This is a genomic window from Amycolatopsis sp. cmx-11-51 (assembly GCF_047608665.1).
In the GTDB taxonomy this organism is placed as follows: Bacteria; Actinomycetota; Actinomycetes; order Mycobacteriales; family Pseudonocardiaceae; genus Amycolatopsis.
Genome location: NZ_JADNQO010000003.1, coordinates 206,553 through 228,078, shown reverse-complemented (window position 1 = coordinate 228,078; position 21,526 = coordinate 206,553). Strand labels below are relative to the sequence as shown.

Annotated in this window: 26 protein-coding genes, 1 tRNA gene and 2 pseudogenes; 13 read left to right on the top strand and 16 right to left on the bottom strand. The window is 65.3% G+C overall.

The window, feature by feature from the left end; translation table 11 throughout:
• Positions 1 to 79 precede the first annotated feature (79 nt).
• Complete coding sequence (locus ACM6LU_RS14520; protein ID WP_414938180.1) at positions 80 to 976, bottom strand: alpha/beta hydrolase; 897 nt, start codon at positions 974 to 976, stop codon at positions 80 to 82.
• 94 nt (positions 977 to 1,070) lie between these two features.
• On the opposite strand from ACM6LU_RS14520, the gene ACM6LU_RS14515 reads away from it, so the two are divergent.
• The 3 genes from ACM6LU_RS14515 (at position 1,071) to ACM6LU_RS14505 (ending at position 5,075) form a co-directional block, all read left to right on the top strand.
• Entirely contained in the window at positions 1,071 to 2,105 is a 1,035-nt protein-coding gene (locus ACM6LU_RS14515; protein WP_414938179.1) for a PucR family transcriptional regulator, read from the top strand.
• Positions 2,106 to 2,351: 246 nt separating this feature from the next.
• Positions 2,352 to 2,474: a hypothetical protein gene (locus ACM6LU_RS14510; protein WP_414938178.1), complete on the top strand. Its 123-nt coding sequence runs from the start codon at positions 2,352 to 2,354 to the stop codon at positions 2,472 to 2,474.
• A 1,203-nt stretch (positions 2,475 to 3,677) separates the two neighbouring features.
• Positions 3,678 to 5,075 carry a PIN-like domain-containing protein gene (locus ACM6LU_RS14505; RefSeq protein WP_414938177.1) on the top strand — a complete coding sequence of 466 codons (1,398 nt, stop codon included), beginning with the start codon at positions 3,678 to 3,680 and terminating at the stop codon, positions 5,073 to 5,075.
• A gap of 153 nt (positions 5,076 to 5,228) precedes the next feature.
• On the opposite strand, the gene ACM6LU_RS14500 is transcribed toward ACM6LU_RS14505, so the two are convergent.
• Complete coding sequence (locus tag ACM6LU_RS14500; protein ID WP_414938176.1) at positions 5,229 to 5,522, bottom strand: hypothetical protein; 294 nt, start codon at positions 5,520 to 5,522, stop codon at positions 5,229 to 5,231.
• A 988-nt stretch (positions 5,523 to 6,510) separates the two neighbouring features.
• Here ACM6LU_RS14500 and ACM6LU_RS14495 point away from each other — a divergent pair.
• The 3 genes from ACM6LU_RS14495 (at position 6,511) to ACM6LU_RS14485 (ending at position 8,323) form a co-directional block, all read left to right on the top strand.
• Positions 6,511 to 6,804 (top strand): hypothetical protein, encoded by a 294-nt coding sequence (locus ACM6LU_RS14495; protein ID WP_414938175.1) that lies wholly within the window; start codon positions 6,511 to 6,513, stop codon positions 6,802 to 6,804.
• An 87-nt stretch (positions 6,805 to 6,891) separates the two neighbouring features.
• Entirely contained in the window at positions 6,892 to 7,566 is a 675-nt protein-coding gene (locus tag ACM6LU_RS14490; RefSeq protein WP_414938174.1) for a hypothetical protein, read from the top strand.
• Positions 7,567 to 7,783: 217 nt separating this feature from the next.
• A complete protein-coding gene (locus tag ACM6LU_RS14485) occupies positions 7,784 to 8,323 on the top strand; it encodes an HD domain-containing protein (RefSeq protein ID WP_414938173.1) in 540 nt (179 codons plus the stop codon).
• Here the strand turns inward: ACM6LU_RS14485 and ACM6LU_RS14480 are convergent.
• Positions 8,320 to 8,796, bottom strand: coding sequence for an NUDIX hydrolase (locus ACM6LU_RS14480; RefSeq protein WP_414938172.1), 477 nt, complete (start codon positions 8,794 to 8,796; stop codon positions 8,320 to 8,322). The two genes, ACM6LU_RS14485 and ACM6LU_RS14480, sit on opposite strands and share 4 nt — an antisense overlap.
• A 4-nt stretch (positions 8,797 to 8,800) precedes the next feature.
• On the bottom strand, positions 8,801 to 9,292 hold the full coding sequence (locus ACM6LU_RS14475) for an XRE family transcriptional regulator (protein ID WP_414938171.1): 492 nt from the start codon (positions 9,290 to 9,292) through the stop codon (positions 8,801 to 8,803).
• A gap of 188 nt (positions 9,293 to 9,480) precedes the next feature.
• Here ACM6LU_RS14475 and ACM6LU_RS14470 point away from each other — a divergent pair.
• Positions 9,481 to 9,696: pseudogene (locus tag ACM6LU_RS14470) on the top strand (integrase); the annotation flags it as partial.
• Between the two features lie 154 nt (positions 9,697 to 9,850).
• On the opposite strand, the gene ACM6LU_RS14465 reads toward ACM6LU_RS14470, so the two are convergent.
• Positions 9,851 to 9,924 (bottom strand) — tRNA-Leu (locus tag ACM6LU_RS14465).
• A 174-nt stretch (positions 9,925 to 10,098) separates the two neighbouring features.
• Between ACM6LU_RS14465 and ACM6LU_RS14460 the strand changes: the two genes are divergently transcribed.
• On the top strand, positions 10,099 to 10,710 hold the full coding sequence (locus ACM6LU_RS14460; RefSeq protein WP_414938170.1) for an ANTAR domain-containing response regulator: 612 nt from the start codon (positions 10,099 to 10,101) through the stop codon (positions 10,708 to 10,710).
• A gap of 78 nt (positions 10,711 to 10,788) precedes the next feature.
• Here ACM6LU_RS14460 and ACM6LU_RS14455 read toward each other — a convergent pair whose 3' ends face one another.
• The gene (locus tag ACM6LU_RS14455; protein WP_414938169.1) at positions 10,789 to 12,006 is read right to left on the bottom strand and encodes an alkaline phosphatase; all 1,218 of its coding nucleotides are present in this window, start codon (positions 12,004 to 12,006) and stop codon (positions 10,789 to 10,791) included.
• Positions 12,007 to 12,232: 226 nt separating this feature from the next.
• On the opposite strand from ACM6LU_RS14455, the gene ACM6LU_RS14450 reads away from it, so the two are divergent.
• Positions 12,233 to 12,697, top strand: coding sequence for an Asp23/Gls24 family envelope stress response protein (locus tag ACM6LU_RS14450; RefSeq protein ID WP_414938168.1), 465 nt, complete (start codon positions 12,233 to 12,235; stop codon positions 12,695 to 12,697).
• 41 nt (positions 12,698 to 12,738) lie between these two features.
• Positions 12,739 to 12,915, top strand: a complete 177-nt coding sequence (locus tag ACM6LU_RS14445) for a hypothetical protein (protein WP_414938167.1) — start codon at positions 12,739 to 12,741, stop codon at positions 12,913 to 12,915.
• Positions 12,916 to 13,248: 333 nt separating this feature from the next.
• On the opposite strand, the gene ACM6LU_RS14440 is transcribed toward ACM6LU_RS14445, so the two are convergent.
• The 3 genes from ACM6LU_RS14440 to ACM6LU_RS14430 form a co-directional block, all read right to left on the bottom strand.
• Positions 13,249 to 13,971, bottom strand: coding sequence for an anti-sigma factor domain-containing protein (locus ACM6LU_RS14440; protein ID WP_414938166.1), 723 nt, complete (start codon positions 13,969 to 13,971; stop codon positions 13,249 to 13,251).
• Positions 13,968 to 14,564, bottom strand: a complete 597-nt coding sequence (sigK, locus tag ACM6LU_RS14435) for an ECF RNA polymerase sigma factor SigK (RefSeq protein WP_414938165.1) — start codon at positions 14,562 to 14,564, stop codon at positions 13,968 to 13,970. Before sigK ends, ACM6LU_RS14440 begins: the two co-directional genes overlap by 4 nt.
• 124 nt (positions 14,565 to 14,688) lie before the next feature.
• Positions 14,689 to 15,144, bottom strand: coding sequence for a MarR family winged helix-turn-helix transcriptional regulator (locus ACM6LU_RS14430; RefSeq protein WP_414938164.1), 456 nt, complete (start codon positions 15,142 to 15,144; stop codon positions 14,689 to 14,691).
• Between the two features lie 86 nt (positions 15,145 to 15,230).
• On the opposite strand from ACM6LU_RS14430, the gene ACM6LU_RS14425 reads away from it, so the two are divergent.
• Positions 15,231 to 16,337, top strand: coding sequence for a cytochrome P450 (locus ACM6LU_RS14425; RefSeq protein WP_414938163.1), 1,107 nt, complete (start codon positions 15,231 to 15,233; stop codon positions 16,335 to 16,337).
• Between the two features lie 49 nt (positions 16,338 to 16,386).
• Here the strand turns inward: ACM6LU_RS14425 and ACM6LU_RS14420 are convergent, their stop codons facing one another.
• From ACM6LU_RS14420 to ACM6LU_RS14400, 5 genes and pseudogenes are all read right to left on the bottom strand, one after another.
• The gene (locus ACM6LU_RS14420; protein WP_414938162.1) at positions 16,387 to 16,593 is read right to left on the bottom strand and encodes a CsbD family protein; all 207 of its coding nucleotides are present in this window, start codon (positions 16,591 to 16,593) and stop codon (positions 16,387 to 16,389) included.
• 99 nt (positions 16,594 to 16,692) lie between these two features.
• Positions 16,693 to 16,908 (bottom strand): hypothetical protein, encoded by a 216-nt coding sequence (locus ACM6LU_RS14415; RefSeq protein ID WP_414938592.1) that lies wholly within the window; start codon positions 16,906 to 16,908, stop codon positions 16,693 to 16,695.
• Positions 16,909 to 16,987: 79 nt separating this feature from the next.
• Positions 16,988 to 17,047: pseudogene (locus ACM6LU_RS14410) on the bottom strand (VOC family protein); the annotation flags it as partial.
• Positions 17,048 to 17,106: 59 nt separating this feature from the next.
• Positions 17,107 to 18,009 carry an alpha/beta fold hydrolase gene (locus ACM6LU_RS14405; protein ID WP_414938161.1) on the bottom strand — a complete coding sequence of 301 codons (903 nt, stop codon included), beginning with the start codon at positions 18,007 to 18,009 and terminating at the stop codon, positions 17,107 to 17,109.
• 21 nt (positions 18,010 to 18,030) lie between these two features.
• Positions 18,031 to 18,531, bottom strand: coding sequence for an ATP-binding protein (locus ACM6LU_RS14400; protein ID WP_414938160.1), 501 nt, complete (start codon positions 18,529 to 18,531; stop codon positions 18,031 to 18,033).
• Positions 18,532 to 18,680: 149 nt separating this feature from the next.
• Between ACM6LU_RS14400 and ACM6LU_RS14395 the strand changes: the two genes are divergently transcribed.
• A complete protein-coding gene (locus ACM6LU_RS14395) occupies positions 18,681 to 19,292 on the top strand; it encodes a LysE family translocator (RefSeq protein ID WP_414938159.1) in 612 nt (203 codons plus the stop codon).
• Positions 19,293 to 19,303: 11 nt separating this feature from the next.
• A complete protein-coding gene (locus tag ACM6LU_RS14390; RefSeq protein WP_414938158.1) occupies positions 19,304 to 19,951 on the top strand; it encodes a B3/4 domain-containing protein in 648 nt (215 codons plus the stop codon).
• Here ACM6LU_RS14390 and ACM6LU_RS14385 read toward each other — a convergent pair.
• Positions 19,938 to 20,894 (bottom strand): Ku protein, encoded by a 957-nt coding sequence (locus ACM6LU_RS14385; protein WP_414938157.1) that lies wholly within the window; start codon positions 20,892 to 20,894, stop codon positions 19,938 to 19,940. The two genes, ACM6LU_RS14390 and ACM6LU_RS14385, sit on opposite strands and share 14 nt — an antisense overlap.
• A 58-nt stretch (positions 20,895 to 20,952) precedes the next feature.
• Positions 20,953 to 21,210, bottom strand: coding sequence for a YggT family protein (locus ACM6LU_RS14380; RefSeq protein ID WP_414938572.1), 258 nt, complete (start codon positions 21,208 to 21,210; stop codon positions 20,953 to 20,955).
• Between the last annotated feature and the right edge of the window lie 316 nt (positions 21,211 to 21,526).

Genomic DNA, 21,526 nt, shown 5'->3' with positions numbered 1-21,526 from the left:
ACTGACACTCAGCGCGGCGACGCTGGCACATGCGGCCAGACCGATCTTCAGGACACCTCGTGCTCTGGACATCGATGGCTCACGTCGCCAGTGCACGGCGCAGGACCGCGCCGACTTCGGCGAACTGCCGCTGGGACACCTCGGCGGACTGGATCGCCAGCGATCCGTGGAAGGTGCCGGGCCACTGGTGCAGCTCGACCGAGACGCCCGCCCGCAGCAGGCGCAGCGCGTAGGCGATGTCTTCGTCGCGGTTCGGGCAGAACTCCGCGCTGGCGATGTAGGCGGGCGGAAGGCCGGTCAGGTCGGCGGCCCGTGCCGGAGCGGCGTACCCAGTGGCGGGTGCGGCGCCGAGGTAGTGCCCCCACCATGCGGCGACCCGGTCGCGATTGGCCCATGGCGTGTCCGTGAAGTTGCGCGCCGACCACGTCTCCTGCCGGTCGTCGAGCGCCGGCTCGTTCAGCACCTGCAAGCGGATCGGTGGTCCCTGCGCATCACGCGCTCGCAAGGCCACCGCGGCCGCGAGCGACCCGCCGGCGCTGTGGCCCGCGACCGCGATACGAGCGGGGTCGACGCCGAGTTCGGCCGCGTGCTCGGCCGTCCAGACCAGCACGGCGTAGGCGTCGTCCAGTGCGGCCGGGAACCGGTGCTCGGGGGCCAGGCGATAGCCCACCGAGATCACCACCGCGCCGGAACTGTCGGCGATCCGCGTGGCCCACTTGTGCTCGGTGTCCAGGGTGCCCATGGTCCATCCGCCGCCGTGCAGCCAGACGACGGCGCCCTGTGCCTGGTGCGGGCGATAGATCCGCACCGGCACGTCCGGATCGGCGGGGACCGTGCGGTCCTCGATCTCCATCCCCGTGGTGTCCGGTGCCGGCACCGCGGCCGCGTATTCGGCGAAGATCTCGCGCGCGGCGACCGGGTCGGTCGGGTCGAGAGTGGGCAACAACGGGACGAACGCTTCCAATTCGGGGTCCATGGCGGCAATCCTCTCGGCCATCACCACCGAGATCATGCGCCAACCGTTGCGCGTTTCACCTCGAACACGCACCGATCGGCGCTACCCTCCGATTGTGGAGGCATTGGCCCAGCGGCTGTCGCACCTGGATTCGCACGTCGAAGGCGCGCTCCGCGTCGTCATGTTCTACGACACGTTGATGCGCCGCCGGGTGGATCTCCCGGCGCTCACCAGGGCCTCGGCGGGCCTGGCCGGGTGCAGGGCAGGGATCCGGCTCCACGGCATGGGCCGGGAGATCCGCGTATCGCAGGACGGCAGGGAAACGTTCGCCCCGCCACTACCCGCGTCCACCACGGCACCGATCATCCTGGACGGGGAGGAAATCGGCACGGTGTGGCTGGAACGCCCCGACCGGCCCGACCCGCTCGACGAGGTGCTGCTTGACCGGCTCGCCATCGCCGCCGCGGGGGTCGTCGAGAGGTATGGCCCGGCCCGCACCACCATGGCCGACCCCGCCCTCGTCGAACTGGTGATCAGCTCCGAAAGCGACCAGGTGGCCAGAGCCCGGGCACTACGGCTCCTGGGTTTCGCCGCCGACCTGCCGGTCCGCGTCGTCGCCGTACGCTCGCAGCTTCCGCTCGACCAGGTCAGCGGCCTGGTCTGCGCTGCCCGCCTGGTGAAGGCGGCACCGCTCGCCGACGTGGGCGTCATCCTGGCCACCGCCGTGGACCCGGCCCGGTTCCCGGCAGGCGTACGCGCGGGCATCGGCGCCGCCGAAAGTCCCGATCAATCCTGGCGGAAAGCCCGCACCGCCCTCCGCTTCACCACCGCCAACCAGCCAGTCGTCCACTACGACGAACTGGGGGCGTTAGCGCTGCTCGCACAGATACCCCAGGACGCCGTGCGAGACAACGCCGACGTGGCCGCGATCGCCGGAATGGCAGGCAGCCCAGTAGATCTGGATACTCTGGACGCCTACTGCACCACCGGCTCCCAACGCCGGGCCGCTGATCTTCTCCACCTGCACCACAGCAGCGTCGCCCGCCGACTCGAACAGCTCGGAAAGACCCTGGGCATCGAACTCACCGAGCCCACCGGACTACTACGGGCCAGACTCGCCCTCACCGCATGGCGGCTACTCAACGACTAAGGGAGACCCGCCGCGCCACCGCAGCGGGACAACACCAGTAGTCAAGCACCTCCGCCGCAGCTGCCTGACCACGACCCTCACGGCTACCCCGGACGCTACGTCGCCTGTGTCCACAACGCGAGCAAAGCCTTGTGTCACAACGGGAACGGCACCACTCCCACCCTCGGAGACTGTCGACCGCCGGCCTGCCGCAACGTCGCCCTCGCCCCTGCCAACATTACTGTCTGGCGCGAACATCTATCCGAAGTGGACACCGAGTTCGAAGCTGCGGACGCGCTCGCGCCCTACGTCGGCCAACGACTGCGTTCCCGGCGTGACCAGATCAGCCGACTTCTCGACACGACGAACGGGAAGCAGGGTCACGAGTGAAACGACCCGCCCCGACGGATCACGATGTGCAAGCGGCGGTCGACGCTGTCCTCGCCGACGCTCACGCCCGTGGCGTCCGCGCAACGGTCACCGCTCTGGCCGAACGAGCAGGCGCCACGCCAGCACCCGACCGACTCGTCGGCCGGCGGCACGCACGGCAGGCTCAAGGTGAGCATCGGGAAGGATCCGCGCGATCGGATTCTCGCGCGGCTTCACGGCCGAGCCTCAATCCCCATCACCTGATGCAGGCGTTTGCGCAACGCCTGGTCACCGGAGCCGGCGAGAGCGTTCAGCGCGTCGCAGGCTGGAAACCCGACACCTCGAGAAACCTTCGAAGCTCTTCGTACAACTGCCTGTCGACCAAGGTCGACGCGAAGCGCGGATCTCGTGACGGCGACACAGCCAACAAGCGTCCGCTTACCGCTCGCACCCATCTCTTCCGGAGCCGGATCACCTGTGGATGCGGTCGTCGGATGTACGGATGCGTCCGCAACAAGGCCGCGTAGATGCTGAATGTGCCCCCGGTGAGATTCGAACTCACACTGGACGGGTTTTGAATCCGGCCAGGAACTAGCTCGCCACCTGCGGAGACGCCAATAGGTCGTCCGCTTTTGGGGGTGAGGCGGGGGTAGCGCCCTCGCGATCAGCCCTGCGACCCCTTGACCCCAGGCACTAGACAGGCGCAAAACGCCTGGTAGGTGACGTCTGCTGCCTGACTGGCATTGTTCGCTGACGTCCGCTGACGTCCGGGCACATCCAGGTCGATCGTCAGGCAGTTCGTCAGGCAAGCGATCTTCGTCAGGACGCCGTAGGCGTCCCCGCGCTCGATCTCTGCTAGGTCGAGCGCGTTAGGGAGCGAACTCCAGGGCCCCCGATCGGGAAGTCCGTCTAGACCGCCCCGTATCGGCTTGGGTGACTCGATCGCGTGTACACACGGGGCTTCACCAGCGAACTCGGCAAGAGTCCTCAACGACTTGGCGGACCGTTGTCCGCACCCTACCGACTCGCACGAGCAGAACGATACGATCGCACCATGCCTGGCGAGAAGCTGACGCAGCGTACTGGAAGCTCGGGTAGCCGCGTGCTGTATCAAATGTTGCGTAGTTTCGGGCGAGATGCAGAAGCGACCAGTACCGCACCCCATACAAGTCGGACCTGACGTGTCGCCGACAGGTTGAGGCCGGTTCCAGAAGAGGTATGAAAATGTCAAATGCGCGAGAGTTCGCCAACCTGGCCGACAGTTTCGAAGGTTACTTGACACCCACAGATCAAAACTATAAGGACATCTTGAATTCAGGCGTCGTCGTACTTGACGCCAACGTATTGTTAAATTTGTACAGATATGCGCCAGCGACTCGCGAAGACCTCCTTGCAGTACTTGAAAAGCTTGGCGAACGCCTGTGGATACCCCATCAAGTTGCGCATGAGTTCTGGAAGAACCGAGAGAATGCGCTAGGTGACCTAAAGAAAGTCACCAAGGAAGCGGTCACCACTTTAAATGATCTTTCCTCTCAGGCTTCAGAGGCGCTTGCAAGCTGGGCAAATCGAATTTCCTTGAACGAAGAAAGGCGAGACAGAGTATCCGCCCCAATAAAAGAAGGGTTTGAATCGGCGGTCAAATCAATCAACGATCTGGGCGACCTAGAGGGCAAAAATGGGCACTGGGACACGAACAAGGATCAGCTACTTGCAAGCGTCGAGGCCCTTCTGACCGGAAAGGTAGGAAATCGACTGACAGAAATCGAGGAGGCATCAGCACGCAAGGAGGCGGAGCGACGCATCGCAGCTAACGAGCCTCCCGGATTCAAAGACGCCAAGAAAGATGACCCCTGCGGGGACTATCTCTTCTGGCTGCAAACGCTTCAAGAAGCGCGTCGCCGTGAAGTGGACCTCTTAATCGTGACCGACGACTCTCGCAGTGACGATTGGTATCGGCGACAAGGTGGAAAAACGCGAGGCCCACGTCTCGAATTGATTCACGAGATGCGCGAATTTTCCAATTCCAGGCTATACATGATGCGAACACAGTCGCTCCTTTATCACGCAGGGCGAGCATTGCAAGTTGACGTAAGGCCTTCATCGGTAGAAGAGGCTGCACAGTTAAGTGAACAGTCCAGCTTGACTTCGAAGGAAGCTACTCTGAGCTCAACTGAAGCTGCGGAACGTTTACGCAAACTGGACGACGAAATGCGGGAGGAAATTCTCCAAAATCAAAAATCGGCTGAGCGCAGAAATAGACTTCTCGATAAGACGTACGAGGTGCAAGAAAAGTACGAAGAGCACCTGGAAAACATGGGCTTCTATCTGTCTAAACCCGAACCATCCGCATGGACAACGCTGGCTCACAGGAGCGATACTGTTCTCCGGTTCTGCTTCCTGAACGAGGACTACGGCACCCGCGCGACCCTAATGAAAATAAGACTACCTGCCCTGCTTGAAGATCTTACTAAGCATCACTCAAATGATGGTGTCGTATTTCCTGTCACACCGAGTGAGGAAGTTCTAGAAATTTTTCATCATTATGGATTCGGGGTCGTTTGGCCAATGTTTGACGAGTGGAAAGGGAACACTGAGGCAATAAAAGCGGGCATGGTGCTCTGATGTTATCCGCACACCTCACCTACTCGTCGCCCGATCCCGGAGGACTGAGCCGCCTCCCGCGCCTACGGGTCCCGTGACCTGCGAATATGCTGACATTGGAACATTCGTCGGGCGAGTTTGGGAACGCGTTGGGAACTTGCGCGCATCCGGCGGTCAGTCGGTACGCGGTTTCAGCGCGTCCGACAGGATCCACTGGCGATGCCACGTGCCACCCTCGGCTGGGACGCCAAGGGGGTATGTGACCCATCCGACCCAGTGCCCGGTGACGGTGGCGGCCCACTTGCCCAGAGTCCCGGGCACGATCCCAGTGACGTCGAGCCCGTCCGGAAGCGTTCCCCGCGGGGCATCGATCGGAAAGACGTGGCGCAGCTCGACCCACACCGGCCTGGGCGGATCGAGTACGTGCACATACGGCACATCATCGGTAGACCTTGCCGAATCGGACATGTGTTCGATTATGCATCCCAGCTGCGCGATCGCCTGAAGATGGTTGCGTCCTGGTGGCGTCTGACTGCCGGACGACTCTTCTGCGGAATCGGATCCTTCGAAACTCTGCTTACCTCGGCGTGGTAGCCCACGTCATCAGCTGCGGTAGAACGATGCCGGTCGAGGGGTCGTCCCACATGTCGCCGGCCGGACATAGCTCAGGCATGCGGGTAAGGCCTTGCCAGACTGCGCAGGCTGAGTGAGCGGCATCGAGACCGGCGATGACCACGTCAATCCGGTCTGCCACCGACTGCCAACCGGAGGTGCCGACGGTCAGCAGCCACGTCCGGAACTGGTCATCATCGACAACTGCGACACCAGTTGTGGTCGCAGCGGCAAACCGGGAGACTGCCTCCCCTTCGGCAGCGAGTACCGCGGGGCCCACGCCAAACTCCAGCTCACGAAGCACGATCGGCGACACTATGGCGTGGACTACCCGGCCCCGTTCGTGCCGAGTCGGACATGTGTTCGATTATGCATCCTTCGGTTCATCCTGGGATGCCACCTCCTCACAAGCGGCTGGCAGGATAGTGGTGCCGCCCATCTCTACAGAGCGTGACCGATCCGAGTGTCGAGGCGATCAGCGGATTAGCGTTCGCGAAGGGCTCCTAAGAGACCCGGGGAATCAAACCCGTAAACCCGTAAACCCGGAAACCCGGAAAACATCCTCTGAGCTGGAAATATAAGCTACGGGTTTCATCTGGGGCCGGGTGTTGCAAACCCGTAAACCCGTAAACCTACAGGCGTAGAATTACGGGAGTTTTCGCAGCTCGGTGGCTGATTCTGGTGCTTCTAGGTGCCGAAGGAGGCGGTTCGATCATTGGCCATAGCCGTCCACCACCACCTGCCAGCCTGTTTGGTCACCCACTACGAAACGTAACCTCGACAGGCTCCGGACCCGTTATTCGCCGCCTGTCGATTCGCGCGACCGGAAGGATACGATCGCACCATGCCTGACGAGGAGCTAGCGCAGCGCGTGGCACGTCTCGAACGCCAGGTCGCCGACCTAACCGAACGCTCCGCCGACGCGGCGGCGGCGCGCGTGCTCGCGGCCGGCGCAGACAGGGACGTCGCCGAAGTCCGCGCAGAACTGCGCGCCCACACGGGAACCCTCAACGCGCTACGCGAGGACCAGATCGACCTTCGCGACGAGATGCGCCGCGGCTTCGCAACCGTCAACACGTCGTTGCAGCAGATCGTAACCCTGCTTGAGGTGGCTGGCCGGGGAGAGGGCGGCGCGTAGTCCTGCCGCAGGGGAATGCTGCAAGGGAGTCGATCTCATGCTGGGAACCGTTGATCCCGCTTGGGGTGCGACAAGTTGAGGAGTCGTATGCACTACGCGAAAATTGCCCTAGGGGCGCAAATTCATTCAAGCCATGACTTTCTCGACGAAGTATACGCAACGAAGATTGCTGAAGTTGTCTACGAGATCGTGCCTCCTAAGGGGAATCTTGAAGATCGGACTCTTTATGCGCCCGAAGATTCTTGGAGAGACGAACGCCCCTGGGGGCTTCATTTCGAAAAAAATTCTATTGTGGACTGCCTCGGACTGAGGGCTTCTGATCGAGATCTCAATACTGGCCAACTTTCCAGGGTTGCAAGAGCGCTTCCCTTATGGGTTGAGATATTAACCAGCTGGCTAACCGTTTTGTCGGATGATGTCGGTTCTTTCGCTTCTTCGTTTACGCCGACGATCGCCAGGACGGGCGACTCGGTGAATGGAATTCCGACGTACACAGAGTCGGGAACAAACATCTATTCCCCTAAAATTGTGACCGCTGACGATTGGAGGTACGCACTACGGAAAGCTGGAGACCTTGAAGAGCCGCCGATGGCAAGAGTCTTGCTGATTGCTTCAAGGCGTGCGCTGTACGAGCGCGAGTGGAGGACGGTCGTGGTCGACTGTGCGACCGCCACGGAGGTTGCTCTAACTCACGCAGTCGCAGATGCAGTTAACAGCATGGCGGACCAGCGGGTGGCTAGCCTGCTGCTGGGAAAAGTATGACATTGGGTGGCCTTTTTTCTCTAGCCGAGAAACTGGACATTGCGATTCCTGTCAATTGGAACAAGAAAATCGTCCAGGTAAGAAATCAAGTTATACACACAGGTCGGCGTGTTTCCGAAGCGGAAGCTGAGGCCGCACTGGAGATCGCCACTTCCGTGGTTGATACCCACAGCCCTCGGCCGAAAATCTAGAATCTTCAGTCAGGAGGTGCCCCGCCATGGGGCTAATAGAGGAATCGCAGCAGCTCGCCGAACGACTCGTCGAACCTCTGGGGCGACGCTGGAAGCATGTACAAGCGGTTGCCCTGCGGGCGTCAGAGATTGCCGATGCCGTAGCACCTTCAGAGCAGGCAACCTTGGTTGCAGCCGCGTGGCTTCACGATATCGGCTACTCGCCTGACATCGGCCACACGCGATTTCATCCTCTCGACGGTGCTAGGTACTTGAAGCAGGAAGGCTGGGCGGTGCCTGTAGTAAACCTGGTGGCCCATCATTCTGGAGCACGTTTTGAGGCTGTCGAAAGGGGCATGTCCACCGAACTGGATGAGTTTCCCTTCGAGGACTCTCCACTCTTGGACGCGCTAGTCACTGCCGATTTAACAACAGGCCCTGGAGGCGAATCGCTCACGTACGACGAGCGAATCTCTGAGATCTTGAGTCGCTATCCGGTTGATAACCCGGTGCATAGGACATGGATTAAGGCGGCGCCCATACTTCGCAAATCAATTGAACGGACCGAGGCTCGTCTTTCGGCTTAGCCGAGATAAGGTTCAGTTCGGTGATCATCCAGGGCGTGCTCGATTCGCAGTCGCATTGAGGGGTGGATATTCAGGTCGGCCAACTCGCCTGCCGAAACCCATCGAACAGCCTTGGTTTCAGTTCCATCTTCACGTGCCTCTCCGCCCGTCCAACACCCTTCAAAACATAAAGAGAATTGCTGTCGCACTTCGCCATCGTCGTATGCCATTACGTGGCGCGGATCGGTGTAGGTTCCAATAAGACGCCGCACTTCGATATCTAGGCCTGTTTCTTCTTTCACTTCACGGATGGCCGTTTCCGTAATGCTCTCGCCTGCGTCGTGTCCGCCTCCTGGGAGTGCCCACAAGTCGTTATCCACCTTGTGGATAACGAGAATTCGACCTTTGTTGTCTCGAATTGCTACTGTCACAGACGGCACTACATTGTTTGCTTTCGGTGCCTCAGGGTCGTCGAAATAATCGATACGCGCCACAGTTTCAACCTCTCTTGGTTCCAGTCTCCGGAATACCCACCGACCAGACCTGCTCAAACGATCGCATGTAGTGCTGCCAGATCGATCCGCCGTCAGTGCGCCTATAGTGCATCACTGGGCTCTGTCCAGCCAATGCGCCATGTGCATGGCCGTTGACTAGCAGGTTGTCGTCAAACCGATAGATTGAGTTATAGAGAATCGTTCCATGTGTTCGAACCTCCACCCCCTCCAGGTTCCACACGTCGCTCAAGTACCGACGCATGAGCTGTACTCGCCCCTCAAGCCCGCCCGGTGTTCCTTCATCCTTTGCTCGCTGTATCACAGCAGGCGTCGTCTCGTCTCCTACGAGCAATCGGAACCTGACGCCGCGCTCCGCCTTCTTCTGGATAAGGGGAACAAGGTTGTACTGCTCAACCAGGAAGGCCCCTGAGAAGACCAAGACGTCCATTTCGTGTTCAACCGCGGTCAGTAGCGACTCCCACACGGCACCCGTCATCGCAGATCGCGACGGGTACAGGTGGACCAACTCTGACTCAGTCGGAGCCGGCCGGGCGTCACCTGCGACCTGAGGCCACAGATCCACCTCGCGCACCCCAAGGATGCGGGTAATTGCGTGCCGCGTGACCCGATGAGGCGTTCTCTCCTTGCTGATCCACCGCTCAGCCGTCTTGACATCTTTGCCCACCCTTGGGCAGGCGGCCGTACGACCTCCGGCACGCCTGCGTTTCCACGTGGCTGGCGGGCGGCGTCCCGTCCACCCAGTGCGCCGAATGGGCTGGGCACTCTGTGGCGGTGCTGCATCAGATCTACGCCAAGGTGATCGCTGGCCTGGAATCCGCCGCCCACCAACGGATCGAACAAGCCCTGGGCTGGACGGAGGGCATGGACGAGGACCAGTGACGCCGCCTGATGCCGCGTACCGCGAAATTTGGGGGCGTATTGGGGGTGACCACCCGTAGGACACCGGTTTTAGCCGGTCACAGCCGGACAGCACGACACCGGACCCTCACCTGATTTTGCCTGGTGAGGGCCGGTTTTCGCTGGTCGTTCTGCGTGCCCCCGGTGAGATTCGAACTCACACTGGACGGGTTTTGAATCCGTTGCCTCTGCCAGTTGGGCTACGGGGGCGGTGCCGGATGAACTTTACGGGATCACGGCCACGCGTCCTTCGCCGGGCCCGGGAGTGTGACGACCGCCTGGACGTGGTGAACGCCATCTAGCCGTCTGGATCGTTCCCGGTAGGCTTCAGGTTCGCGGACAGCCCGCGAATCGAACTGCCCGACGACCCTCAGGAGGACCCCGGTGACCGAGCAGGCTGCCGAGGCCGACGGTGCCGTCGCCGCACCCCAGCGGCGGGTGCTCGTGGCCGAAGACGAGGCCCTCATCCGGCTGGATCTCGTCGAGATGCTCCGCGAAGAGGGCTACGAGGTCGTCGGTGAGGCCGGGGATGGCGAGCAGGCCATCAACCTGGCTACCGAATTGAAGCCCGACCTGGTGATCCTCGACGTCAAGATGCCCAAGCTCGACGGTATCGAGGCCGCGTCCAAGATCACCGGCGACCGGATCGCGCCGGTCGTCATCCTGACCGCGTTCAGTCAGCGTGACCTCGTCGAGCGGGCCAGGGACGCCGGCACGATGGCGTACCTGGTTAAGCCGTTCGCCAAACGCGACCTGGTGCCCGCCATCGAGTTGGCCGTGAGCCGGTTTTCCGAGCTCCAGGCACTTGAGGCCGAGGTTGCGGGCCTCACCGACCGGTTGGAGACCCGCAAGGTCATCGACCGGGCCAAGGGCCTTTTGATGAGCCGTCAGGGGCTCACCGAGCCGGACGCGTTCCGCTGGATACAGCGCACCGCGATGGACCGCCGGACCACGATGAAGGCGGTGGCCGAGGCCGTCGTCGAGAGCATCGGCTGACGCTCCCGGACAATGCCGTGAAGGCCTCCTTCCTTACTCCATCAGAGTGGGGAAGGAGGCCTTCACGGCGTTCGGGCCTTACAGACGGCCGGCGGCTCGCATCACCCGATAGACGTCGGTGTTCTCGACGGTGCCACCCAACCGATCGGAGCCGGGGCCTTCGGCGGTCACCGGGGTATCGGCGCCGGTGTGGTCGTGCGTCGTCCAGTCCACAGTGAACTTGAGCTTCGAGCCCGGTACGTCGAAGGGGCCGTCCTGGTCGGGGTCGGTATCGGAATCGTCGTAGTTCTCGATGCTCAGCCCGCCGGTCTCGTGGTCCCCGCCGATGATCACGAGCGTGTCGGGGTGCGTGCGGACGAACCGCATGACCTCGGCGATCGTGCCGTCGAGGGCTCGGCCCGCGTCGATGACGCCGTGCGCGTTGTTCTCGTGCGACATCCCGTCGGTGCCCTCTTCCTCCAGGAACAGGAAGAAGCCGCGCTGGTTCTTCGACAGCGTGTCCAGCGCCTTGCGTGCCATCTGCTGGAGCGGTACCCGCGGCGCGTATTTGCCGACGCCGTCCTGGCCGTAGTCGACCATGTCCTCGTTCGCGAACAGGCCGAGGATCCGGTTCGCCCGCGTGTTCCGCAGTTCGTCGCCGTCACGCACATAGGTGTAGCCCGTCCGTTGCGCGCGTTCGACCAGGTTGCCGTAGGGGCTGCGGCTCTCCTCCCCCGGCTTGTCCGGCCAGAGACCGGGGTTCCCCTTCGGATACCACCAGTCCTCGCCGCCGCCGAGCAGGACGTCCGGACGGCTGTTCTCGATGTACTGCTTCGCGATGTCACTCTGCGAATCCCGGCTGGGCACGTGCGCCGCGAACGCCGCCGGCGAAGCGCCCGTCACCTGCGCGGTGGTGACCAGCCCGGTCGACTTCCCGGCCCGTTTCGCCTGCTCCAGGATCGTTTCCAGCGGACGCCCATGGACGTCCACGCCGACCGCCCCGTTGCGCGTCTTGTGCCCGGTGGCCAGGGCGGTGGCCGCCGCGGCCGAGTCGGTGACGATCTCGTCGGGGTCGTCCGACGACGTCCGCACGAGACCGGTGACCGCGAGGCCGTCCATCGCCAGTTCACCACGTTTGCCCTTCAGCGCCAGCCGGAGCAGGTCGCGCTGGCCGAGGCCGAGGCCGTCGCCCTGGATGTAGATGATGTTGCGCGCCACCCGCGCCCCGGACCCCGCCGTCGTCGTCTCCGCGACGGCGGCCGAGCCGCCGCACAGGACCACCAGAACCGTCGCCGCCGCCAGACCTCGTCCGCGCACATCGCCTCCCGTTAGTTAGGAACCTTTCCTAACAGAGAATTCGCGGGAAGGCGAGAGCCTGCGGCGAAGGACTCCCCTGACCGGTATACCCACGATCGGCGAGATCCAGACCACACGATCGGGACGTGACGATCTTGTCGCGGCTGGGTCCATGGAGTGTGGGAGCGAACCGGGAAACCCGCGAACTTCCGTCACAGGCAAGGGAATCCGAACCGAGGAGATAACGATGACGAACACCGTCACCACCGCCAGGCCGAACTCGAACTCCGCCGCCCCCGCCGAGAACAGCGCACTCGTCTCCACCCAGGGCGTGACCACGATCGCCGACACCGTCGTGCAGAAGGTCGCGGGCCTCGCGACCAGCGAGATCACCGGTGTCCACGCGCTCGGCGGCGGTGCCGCGCGGGCGTTCAACGCGCTGCGTGAGCGCATCCCGGGCGCCACCGCGTCCGCCGGGCAGGGTGTCTCGGTCGAGGTCGGCGAGCGCCAGGCCGCGGTCGACCTGCAGATCGTCGTCGAATACGGCGTCGCGATCGCGGATCTCGCCAAGTCCATCCGCCGCAACGTGATCGGCGCGGTCGAGCAGATGACCGGGCTCGAGGTCGTCGAGGTCAACATCAACGTGGCCGACGTGTACATCCCGGGCGACGACGACACCGACGAGACCACCGAATCCCGCCGCGTCCAGTGATCACCGGCGCCGGCCCGCGCCCGACCGCGAGGAGAACGTTCATGAACGCCACTCATCTCGGCCTGTTGACCGGTCTCGTACTCGGCGTGGCAGGCGCGTTCGGCGGCTTCGGCGCCTTCCTCGTCGTACTCGTCCTCGGCGCGCTGGGCCTGCTGGTCGGCCGGTTCCTCGACGGCAAACTCGACCTTTCGGCCCTGGCCGGCCGCGACGGGGGCTGACCACCATGACGACATGACCGCCGCCGCGCCGGACATTCCCGTATTCACTGAGGTTCCGAAGCTGGGTCAGCTCCGGCGGGATGTACAGCCGGCCGCTGCGCACCGACGACCTCCACCAAACGGATGCAGGTGGGGCTCGCCGAACTCTGGGCGAACGAGGCGGACGGCTCCGGAGTCACCGCGCACAGCGCCCACCCAGGCTGGGCCGACACTCCCGGGGCACGACCGCGTCCAGCGGCCGACGCACTACTTCGTCAAGACCCGGGAAACCGCCGTGCAGCGACAGCAACGCTGGCAGGCCTGCGGGCGGCTGACCGATCCGCGGGCCGTGCCCTAGGCCAGGGCGATCATCGCGACGGCCGGAGTGGACGGGGTCCGCGAACCCCCGGCCGGTTCGGCGGTGATGCCGACCCGGTCGATCCCTCCCGGCAGGTCCGCGAGGACCGGATGAGTCCGATGTGGACCGTCCGAAACGAGTAGTCCCGCCGAATGCACGCCGCTCGCCCCGATGAGCCAGACTTGATACGCCTTGCCGGGCGCCAACGGCGGAAGATCACCCGCCAGTACGACGACCTTGCCCTGGCTCCGCGAAGTCACCACCGTGGTCGTGCCGCGTTCCGGTCCCTTCACAGTCGAGGCGTCGGGGGCGGTGAGCACCGAATTCACCGAGGCGAGTGGCTGTTGCGCGGGGCCGGTCCCCGGCCCGGCGTTCGTGGTGACCAGGCCGAACACCAGCGCCCCGGCGGCGGCCGCTGCGGCACCCCACAGCGCGATCCGGACGGGCGGCTTCTTCGCGGGCTGGGTCCGCCGCGCGGCCGCGACCAGCGGAGGCCACTGGCGGGTCTGGGCGACCTGCGTGAGCGTCTCTTCCCGCAGCCTCGGCGGTGGCACGGCGGCGAGCACCGCCCCCAGCCGCGCCGCGGTCTCCCGCAGTTCCCGGACCTCCTGGCCGCAAGCGGGACAGCCCCGCAGGTGCCGCCTGAACGCCGCGGCCTCCTCCTCCGGGACGGCGTCCACGGCGTAAGCCCCGGTCAGTGTGTGCAGTTCCGCCGTCATTGCCCCACCCCCAAACAGTCGCGCAACCTGATCAGGCCGTCGCGGATCCGGGTCTTCACCGTGCCGGGCGCGGTCTTGAGCACTTCCGCGACCTCCGGGTAGGTGTACCCGTTGTAATAGGCCAGCACGACCGATTCGCGTTGCAGATCGGTCAGCGCGGACAGGCATTGGCGCACCCGCTGCTGCTCCAGATTGCTGATCGTGGACTCGGCGACCTCGTCGAACGGGCGCCGGAAGTCGAGTCTGCCCGCGCGGTCGTCCCGATCGAGCGCGGCCTGGTGCGAGCGCACCCGGTCCACGGCCCGCCGGTGCGCGATGGTGAGCACCCAGGCCAGCGTGGTCCCCTTGCCCGGTTTGAACCGCGCCGCCGTCCGCCACACCTCCACCAGGACCTCCTGGGTGACCTCCTCGGCGAACGTGCCGTTGCGGACGACCCTGTTCACCACTCCCCACACCGGTCCCGCCACGGCGTCGTACAGGTCGGCGAACGCTTGTTCGTCGCCGGTCGCGACCCGTTCCATCAGGCTCGCTCCGGCGGGCTCCGCTCCGGTGCCGCCGTTTTCACGCAGACTCGTCCGCACACCCTCGACCATCAAGCTGCCTCCACCTCGCCCGACGCCCGGCTACGCGGTTTCCATGGCGTCTGGGAGGGATTCGGTGCCGGAGGCGACGCGGACTGGTCAGGTGGGTGAGAACACTCGAACGGAGCGGGAGCCCCTACCCCTGCTCCTCGAGCACCTTGTCCATTGTGGACCGTAGATTCCGCAGAAAGGCCTCGAACCGTTCGATCTCCTCCGCCGGATACTCCGCCACCAGCGCCGCGAGCCCCGCGCTGAACGGGCCGAAGAACTCGCGCGCGGGTCCCTGGATGTCGGGGCCGCTGCGCAGGGTCACCATCCGCCGGTCGGTGCTTTCCCTCGTCCGCACCACATAACCGAGGTTTTCCAGGCGGTTCAGCAGGTTCGTGGTCGCTCCCGAGGTCAGCGAGATCCGTTCACCGAGCCGGGCCGGGGAGAGCGGCGAGCCCGTGTCCTCGGCGTAGAGGATCTCCACCAGCGCGACGGCGTCGGTCGAGTGCAGGCCGAGCCAGCTCGCGAAGCGCCGGGTGAACTCGGTGTAGTTCGCGCCGAAGCTCCGGAGGCCGTCCAGCAACGACGTGACCCGATCCTCCACTGAACCTCCTCGAGTAAGTGCTTTGACAACCTACCGGTCACCAATATACCTTCATCGTGAAGCTACTTTCTTGTGAAGGAGTTCCTTTGCTCCCCGACCCGTTCACCGCCACGACCCGCGGCATCACCGAGCCCGACCCCGTCCGTCCCGCGTTGCGCGCCGCCGGTCCCCTCGTCGAAGTGGCCGCGCCGTCGGGCGGCAAAGCGTGGATCGTGACCGACGAGAAGCTGGCCCGCGAGGTCCTGTCAGACCCGCGGATCGCCAAGGATCCCGCGCTGGCCCCCGAGAACTGGACCGGCCTCGAACAAACCGCCGCCGAACAGCCGTCCCTCACCACACTGGACGGCCCGGATCACACCGAATTGCGGCGAGCACACGCTCCGCTGCTGAGCGCCAAACGGATCCAGGCGCAGTCGGACCGGATCCACAAGATCGCGCGCGTCCTGCTGACGGACCTCGGTGGCGGAACCGTCGACCTCATGGACGGCTTCTCCACCCGGTTCCCGCTCACCGTGCTGCTCGATCTGCTCGGTATCCCGCTCCACCTGCTCGACGTCGCCGTCGACGCCTGCCGCCGCATGTCCGACCCCGAGCCGGGCGCCCAGGGCAAGGCCATCGCCGCGATCGCCAACCTCGCCGCCGCGGGATTGACGCCGGACCGGAACGGGCTCGCGGCGGAATTACGCGACAACCTCCCGCCCGGGACGTCCGAGGACGACCTGCGGTATCACCTGTTCGCGTTGATCTTCGCCGGACAGTTGACCACTGACGCGTCGATAGGCTTCCTGATCGCACGGCTCCTCGACGGCGACACCACCCCCGAGGGGCACCTGGTCCGCGAAACCCTCCGGGTATGTCCGCCCGCGCCGTTCACCCTCTGGCGGTTCACCACCACGGAGCTCGACCTCGCCGGGGTCCGGCTCCCCGCCAGGGCCCCGGTACTCGTCGACATCCAGGGCACCAACACCGACCCGGCCAGGAAACCGGGCCCGGACCTGACCTTCGGCGCGGGACCGCACTTCTGCGTCGGCGCCCAGCTCGCGCAGCTCGAACTGCGGGCGGTGGCGACGGTCCTGCGCACGGACTTCCCCCAAGCCCGGCTCGCCGTGCCGTACGCCGAACTCCGGCAGACGTTCCTCGGCGGCATCCAGGGCACACGGCTCACCGGCCTGCCGGTCGTCTTGCACAGCTGAAGAGACGGGCCGGGGCGCGGAATCCGCTGCCCCGGCCCGGAAGGAACCGCTACTTCTTGAAGGTGTCGCGGAGCTTGTCCGCCGCGTCACCGACAGCGTCCTTCACGTTCTCGACGGCGCCCTTGAGACCGGCCTTCGCCTGGTCTGTCTGGCCTTCCGCGCGCAGTTCTTCGTTGCCGGTGGCGTCGCCGGCGGTCTCCTTGGCCTTGCCACCGAACTCTTCGGCCTTGTTGCCGATCTTGTCGCCCAACGACATCGGGTCCTCCTCACGTCCGTGGCGCCCGGATCGTGCGCCGTACTCAGGAAGGACAAATCAAGATCCGGATTCGTCATGCGCACGGACGGGTGATCACGCTCACGCGACGCGCCAGGGCATGTGCTGGAGCGTCCAGGTGTTGCCGTCCGGGTCACTGAAGGCCGCGTAGAAGACGCCGCCCATGTCCTCGACCGGGCCGACCTCGGTCCCCCTGGCGATGAGCGCGGCACGGGACTCCTCGATGTCGGCGACCACCAGATGGAGCCCGCGCAGCGTCCCGACCGGCATGTCGAGCGACGCGATCCCCGTGGCCAAGGTGATCGAGCAGGCCGAACCGGGCCGGGGTGAGCTGGACGATCCGGACCCCGTCGGCGGGCCGCACGTCGACGTCGAGGTGGAAACCGAGCCGTTCCGTGTAGAACTCCTTCGCCCGGTCGATGTCGCTGACCGGCACCGGGACGAGTTCGAGCAGGAACGTCCCTGGCGGGACCGGAGGTGCGGGCTGGGGGTCGGTCACGGACGTTCCTTTCGCCGGACGAGCAGGGAAGCGACCGCGGCGGCGAACGCTTCCGGGGCCTCCTGGGGAACGTTGTGACCCACCCCAGGCAGAACGCGGTGGTCGTACGCCCCCGTGAAGTACTCGCGGTCCTCTTCCGCGCTGGGCCCGCCGATGCCGTCGTCCCCGCCTTCCAGCACGACCGTCGGTACCGTGATGGCCGGTTCTTCCGCGATCAGGTCTTCGAGCGCCTGGTAACGCGGATCCCCTTCCGCCAGGCCGAAACGGTGCCGGTAGGAGTGGATGACGACGTCGACGAAGTCGGGGTTGTGGAGGCTGGGAGCGCTGGCCGGGAAGGCGGCGTCGGCGCCGGTCCAGGTCGGCGACCAGGTGCGCCACAACAGGGCGCACAGCTCCTCGCGGTTCGCCGCCAGTCCGCGACGGCCGCGCTCGGAATGGAAGTAATATTGGTACCAGTAGGTGCTTTCCCACTCCGGCGGCGCCGGTTTCCCGGCGGAGGCGAGGTTCTGGACGTTGTAGCCGTCCACCGAGACCAGCCCGCGCACGCGCTCCGGCCTGAGCGCGGCCGCGATGCAAGCCGCGCGGCCGCCCCAGTCGTACCCGGCGACGACGGCGCTTTCGAGCCCCAGCGCGTCCATGAAGTCGAGCAGATCCTGCGCGAGCGCGGCCTGCTGCCCGGAGCGGGGCGTGGCGCCGTCGAGGAACCGCGTCCCGCCGAAGCCCCGGAGATACGGGGTGTACACCGAGGCACCGCCGTCCGCGAGGATCGGGGCGACCTCGGCGTAGGCCCGCACGTCGTACGGGAACCCGTGGAGCAGGATCACCGCCGGCGCGCCGGCCTCACCGGCTTGCTCGTACTCGATCTCCAGAACCGGTGTGGTGACGCGTTTCGAGCCCATCCGCGGATCCTTTCACGAGGATCAGCCGGACCAGCCACTCAGCCGCGACAAAAGTCGTTCCAGGACTTCGGGATCGGCGCCGACGGGCTCACCGGAGACGGGTTCGTCCACCAGCGTCCTGCGGTCCCCCCGCCGCGGCAGCCGCACCTGTCCGGCGGACAGGCCGCCGGGCAGCGGCAGCTCGCACCAGGTGGTCACACCGCCGGTCTCGCACGGCACCACCCCGGTCCGCTCGCCAGGCGCGGGTGTCGGCGCGGGCAGACCGCCCAGCTCGTGGTCGACCTCGATGACCAGGACGTCCGACCGCAGCCGCAATCTCAGCGTCAGGAACGGCGGCGCCTTCGGATCGGCGGCGTCGACGAGTGCGCCCACGAGTCTGGCGGCGGCGGTCTTCGCCTGGTCGAGCAACGGCCGCAAGGACCAATCCGACAAGATGAGACGGACGAAGAGCTCAGAGCACAACAGGGCATTCGGTTGTGCCACCAGCCGGAGGTCGTCCACCTGGGAGGTGCGCGCGCTCAAAACAAGGCCTTCCTCGTCGACGTGCGAGCGTGCATCATGCCACTACATCCGGTGACGCCCCCAGGCCGCCTCACGCAGGCCTTTGGTCCAGTGGAGCAGCACGGCTTTGGTTCTGTTCATCAGACCAAAAAGCGCGCAAAGTGAGCGGCGTGAGCATCGCCTTCCTGATCACCACCCTGGTCGTGGTCGCCACGCCCGGCACCGGCGTGGTCTACACGTTGTCCGCCGGGCTGGCCCGTGGGAGACGCGCGAGCGTCCTCGCCGCGACAGCCTGCACGCTCGGCATCATCCCGCACATGGTCGCCGCGATCACCGGCCTCGCGGCGCTGCTGTACGCGAGCGCGGTGGCCTTCGAAATCATCAAATACCTTGGCGTCGCTTACCTTCTGTACATGGCGTTCGCGACGTTGAGGGATCGGGACGCGATCGTCGTGGAAGGCGATCCCGAACCGAAGCCGGCGCTGCGGACGATCACCTCCGGCGTGCTGATCAACGTCCTGAACCCGAAGCTGACGCTGTTCTTCTTCGCGTTCCTGCCCCAGTTCGTCCCGGCGGGCGAGCCCGGTTCGCTGCCTCGGATGCTCCTGCTGAGCGGGGTGTTCATGCTGGCGACGTTCGTCGTGTTCAGCGTGTACGGCGTCCTCGCCGCCGGCGTGCGCCGCCACGTCATCTCCCGGCCACGCGTGCTCGCCTGGATGCGGCGGATCTTCGCCGGTTCCTTCGCCGCGCTCGGCGCCAAACTCGCGTTCACCACCCAATAGACAGGTCTCGTATGCGACTCCAGCACCACCCCGAAGTCCGCGCCGATCACCCCGGCCTCGCCGTCGGCACCCTCCAAGCCACCGGCATCACCCCCGAACTGCCTGTCGACCTCGAAAGATTCGTCGCGCGGGCGGCGCGACGGCTCGCGGACGGCCCGGAATCGGAATTCCCCGAGATCCAGGCCTGGCGCCGGGCGTTCGCCAAGATGGGCCTGAAGCCGACGCAGTACCGCTGCGCGTCGGAATCGCTGCTTCGCCGGCTGCGGAAGGAGGGCACACTCCCCCGGATCCATCCGGTGATCGACCTCTGCAACGCGGTGTCGGTCGCCTACGCCATCCCTGTCGCGGTGCTCGACGTCGCGAAGATCGGCGGCTCACTCGAGGTCCGCCACGCGCGAGGCGACGAGAAATACGTGACCTTCGCGGGCACGGTCGAGAACCCGAACCCGGGCGAAGTGATCTTCGCCGACGAAGACGGCCAAGCTCACGCGCGCCGGTGGACGAACCGGCAGAGCGGGCATTCCGCGGTCTCCGCCACGACGTCCGACGTCCTGATCGTTTCGGAAGGGCTGCACACGACGGCCGCGGAGGACGTCCGGCTGCTGATCGAGGCCATCGCGGGCGAACTGGCGACCGCGGGCGTCGTCACGAAGCCTTGAGCGCCTTCTCCAGCCCGGCCCGCGTCATCTTCGACCGTCCCTTGATGTCCCGCTCCCGCGCCAGCTTTTCCAGGTCCGCCTTCGACAGCGAGGACAAGTCCTTCTTCTTCGGAGCCTTCGGAGCCTTCGGGGCCTTTGGGGTCTTGGCGCCGGAAGCCTTCTTCTTGGGTTTCCCGCTCTCGACGCTCTTCGCGAGGGCCTCGAACAAGTCGACGACCTTCGTCGGCTCACCGGGTTCGGTGGCTGGCGTGATGGTCTCGCCCTTCTTCTTGGCCTTGATCAGCTTCCGCACGCGATCGGTGTAGGTGTCGCGGTACTCCTCGGGCCGCCAATCGTCGCTCATCGCGTCGATGAGGTTGACGGCCATGTCGAGTTCCTTGCCGCGCGCCCTGGCCTTGCCCGGCAGGTCCGGCAGCTGCTCGGCGGGGTCGCGCAGATCGGCGGCGAAATGCAGGGTATTGAGCACCATGACGCCGTCCCCCGAACGGGCCAGCGCCAGGTACTCGCGGCCGCGCATGACGAACTTCGCGATCCCTGCCCTGCCCGACGACCGCATCGCTTCGAGCAGCAGCGCGTACGGACGCTCGAATTCCTCTTTCGCGGGCGCGAGCCAGTACGTCTTGTCGAAGAACATGGGATCGATGGCGTCCAGCTCGACGAAGCTCTCGATGTCGAGCGACTTCGACCGGCCGGGAGCGATCTCGTCGAGTTCCTCGGGTTCCACCACCACGTACTCGCCGCTGTCGAGCTCGTAACCCTTGACGATGTCGTCGAGGTCGACTTCCTTACCGGTGCGCTCGTTCACCCTCCGGTACCGGATGCGGTCCTCGGTCCCGCGCTGGAATTGGCGGAAGTGCACCGTGTGATTCTCGACCGCGCTGTACAACCGGACCGGCACCGTCACCAGACCGAGTGAAAGCGAACCGCTCCAGACCGGACGCATGGGCACACTCCTCTCCGTCACCGCCCTGGTACCCGGAATCGCGGTGGATCACACCTGGTCAGAGGCTGAACGCGACGGACCGCAGGAGGGCGACCGCGAGAAACACGAGGGTGAAGGCGAGGTCGAACGCCACCCCACCGGCCCGCACCGGACGGACCACGCGGCGGACCGGCGCCAGTACGGGCTCGGTCAGCCGATGGCTGATGCCGCGGGCCCGGAACGACCAGGAAGGCGGCCGGGCGGCGAGGTTGACGGTCCAGTCCAGCACCATCCGGACGACGAGCACGATCAGGAAAAGGGTGAGCAGGACGCCCAGCAGATCGCCAGCCGGAAAAGGGGCTACCAGGGCGGTTGGCCACCCCCAGTTCGAAGGCCAACCGCCGCGGAGCCCCTACCTGCGGTTCGGCACGCTGCCCCGTCGCGCCGAACCCGCCCAGCTGACATCTTCAGCTTTCCAAGGCCTTGCATCGGAATTACATCGGCTCTCCACCGGCGGGCATCCGCGCAGCTCAGGGTCCGCCAGGCGTAGAATCGGACCGGTTCCAAGGCAGGCGCGCACCCGCCCGTTAGGCCGAATGCCACACGGCGTACCCCCACGTCGATCTGGCTGGAGGGCGAAGCGGTGGGTTAAG

Excerpts from the sequence above, each read along its gene's own strand:
- ACM6LU_RS14420 (WP_414938162.1), bottom strand. The coding sequence starts at position 16,593 with ATGTCGTTGGGCGACAAGATCGGCAACAAGGCCGAAGAGTTCGGTGGC.
- ACM6LU_RS14505 (WP_414938177.1), top strand. The coding sequence starts at position 3,678 with ATGTCAAATGCGCGAGAGTTCGCCAACCTGGCCGACAGTTTCGAAGGT.
- ACM6LU_RS14390 (WP_414938158.1), top strand. The coding sequence starts at position 19,304 with ATGCGACTCCAGCACCACCCCGAAGTCCGCGCCGATCACCCCGGCCTC.
- sigK (WP_414938165.1), bottom strand. The coding sequence starts at position 14,564 with ATGGTCGAGGGTGTGCGGACGAGTCTGCGTGAAAACGGCGGCACCGGA.
- ACM6LU_RS14520 (WP_414938180.1), bottom strand. The coding sequence starts at position 976 with ATGGACCCCGAATTGGAAGCGTTCGTCCCGTTGTTGCCCACTCTCGAC.
- ACM6LU_RS14445 (WP_414938167.1), top strand. The coding sequence starts at position 12,739 with ATGAACGCCACTCATCTCGGCCTGTTGACCGGTCTCGTACTCGGCGTG.
- ACM6LU_RS14490 (WP_414938174.1), top strand. The coding sequence starts at position 6,892 with ATGCACTACGCGAAAATTGCCCTAGGGGCGCAAATTCATTCAAGCCAT.
- ACM6LU_RS14475 (WP_414938171.1), bottom strand. The coding sequence starts at position 9,292 with ATGACGGGTGCCGTGTGGGAGTCGCTACTGACCGCGGTTGAACACGAA.
- ACM6LU_RS14440 (WP_414938166.1), bottom strand. The coding sequence starts at position 13,971 with ATGACGGCGGAACTGCACACACTGACCGGGGCTTACGCCGTGGACGCC.
- ACM6LU_RS14450 (WP_414938168.1), top strand. The coding sequence starts at position 12,233 with ATGACGAACACCGTCACCACCGCCAGGCCGAACTCGAACTCCGCCGCC.
- ACM6LU_RS14500 (WP_414938176.1), bottom strand. The coding sequence starts at position 5,522 with ATGTCCGATTCGGCAAGGTCTACCGATGATGTGCCGTATGTGCACGTA.
- ACM6LU_RS14485 (WP_414938173.1), top strand. The coding sequence starts at position 7,784 with ATGGGGCTAATAGAGGAATCGCAGCAGCTCGCCGAACGACTCGTCGAA.
- ACM6LU_RS14385 (WP_414938157.1), bottom strand. The coding sequence starts at position 20,894 with ATGCGTCCGGTCTGGAGCGGTTCGCTTTCACTCGGTCTGGTGACGGTG.
- ACM6LU_RS14495 (WP_414938175.1), top strand. The coding sequence starts at position 6,511 with ATGCCTGACGAGGAGCTAGCGCAGCGCGTGGCACGTCTCGAACGCCAG.
- ACM6LU_RS14405 (WP_414938161.1), bottom strand. The coding sequence starts at position 18,009 with ATGGGCTCGAAACGCGTCACCACACCGGTTCTGGAGATCGAGTACGAG.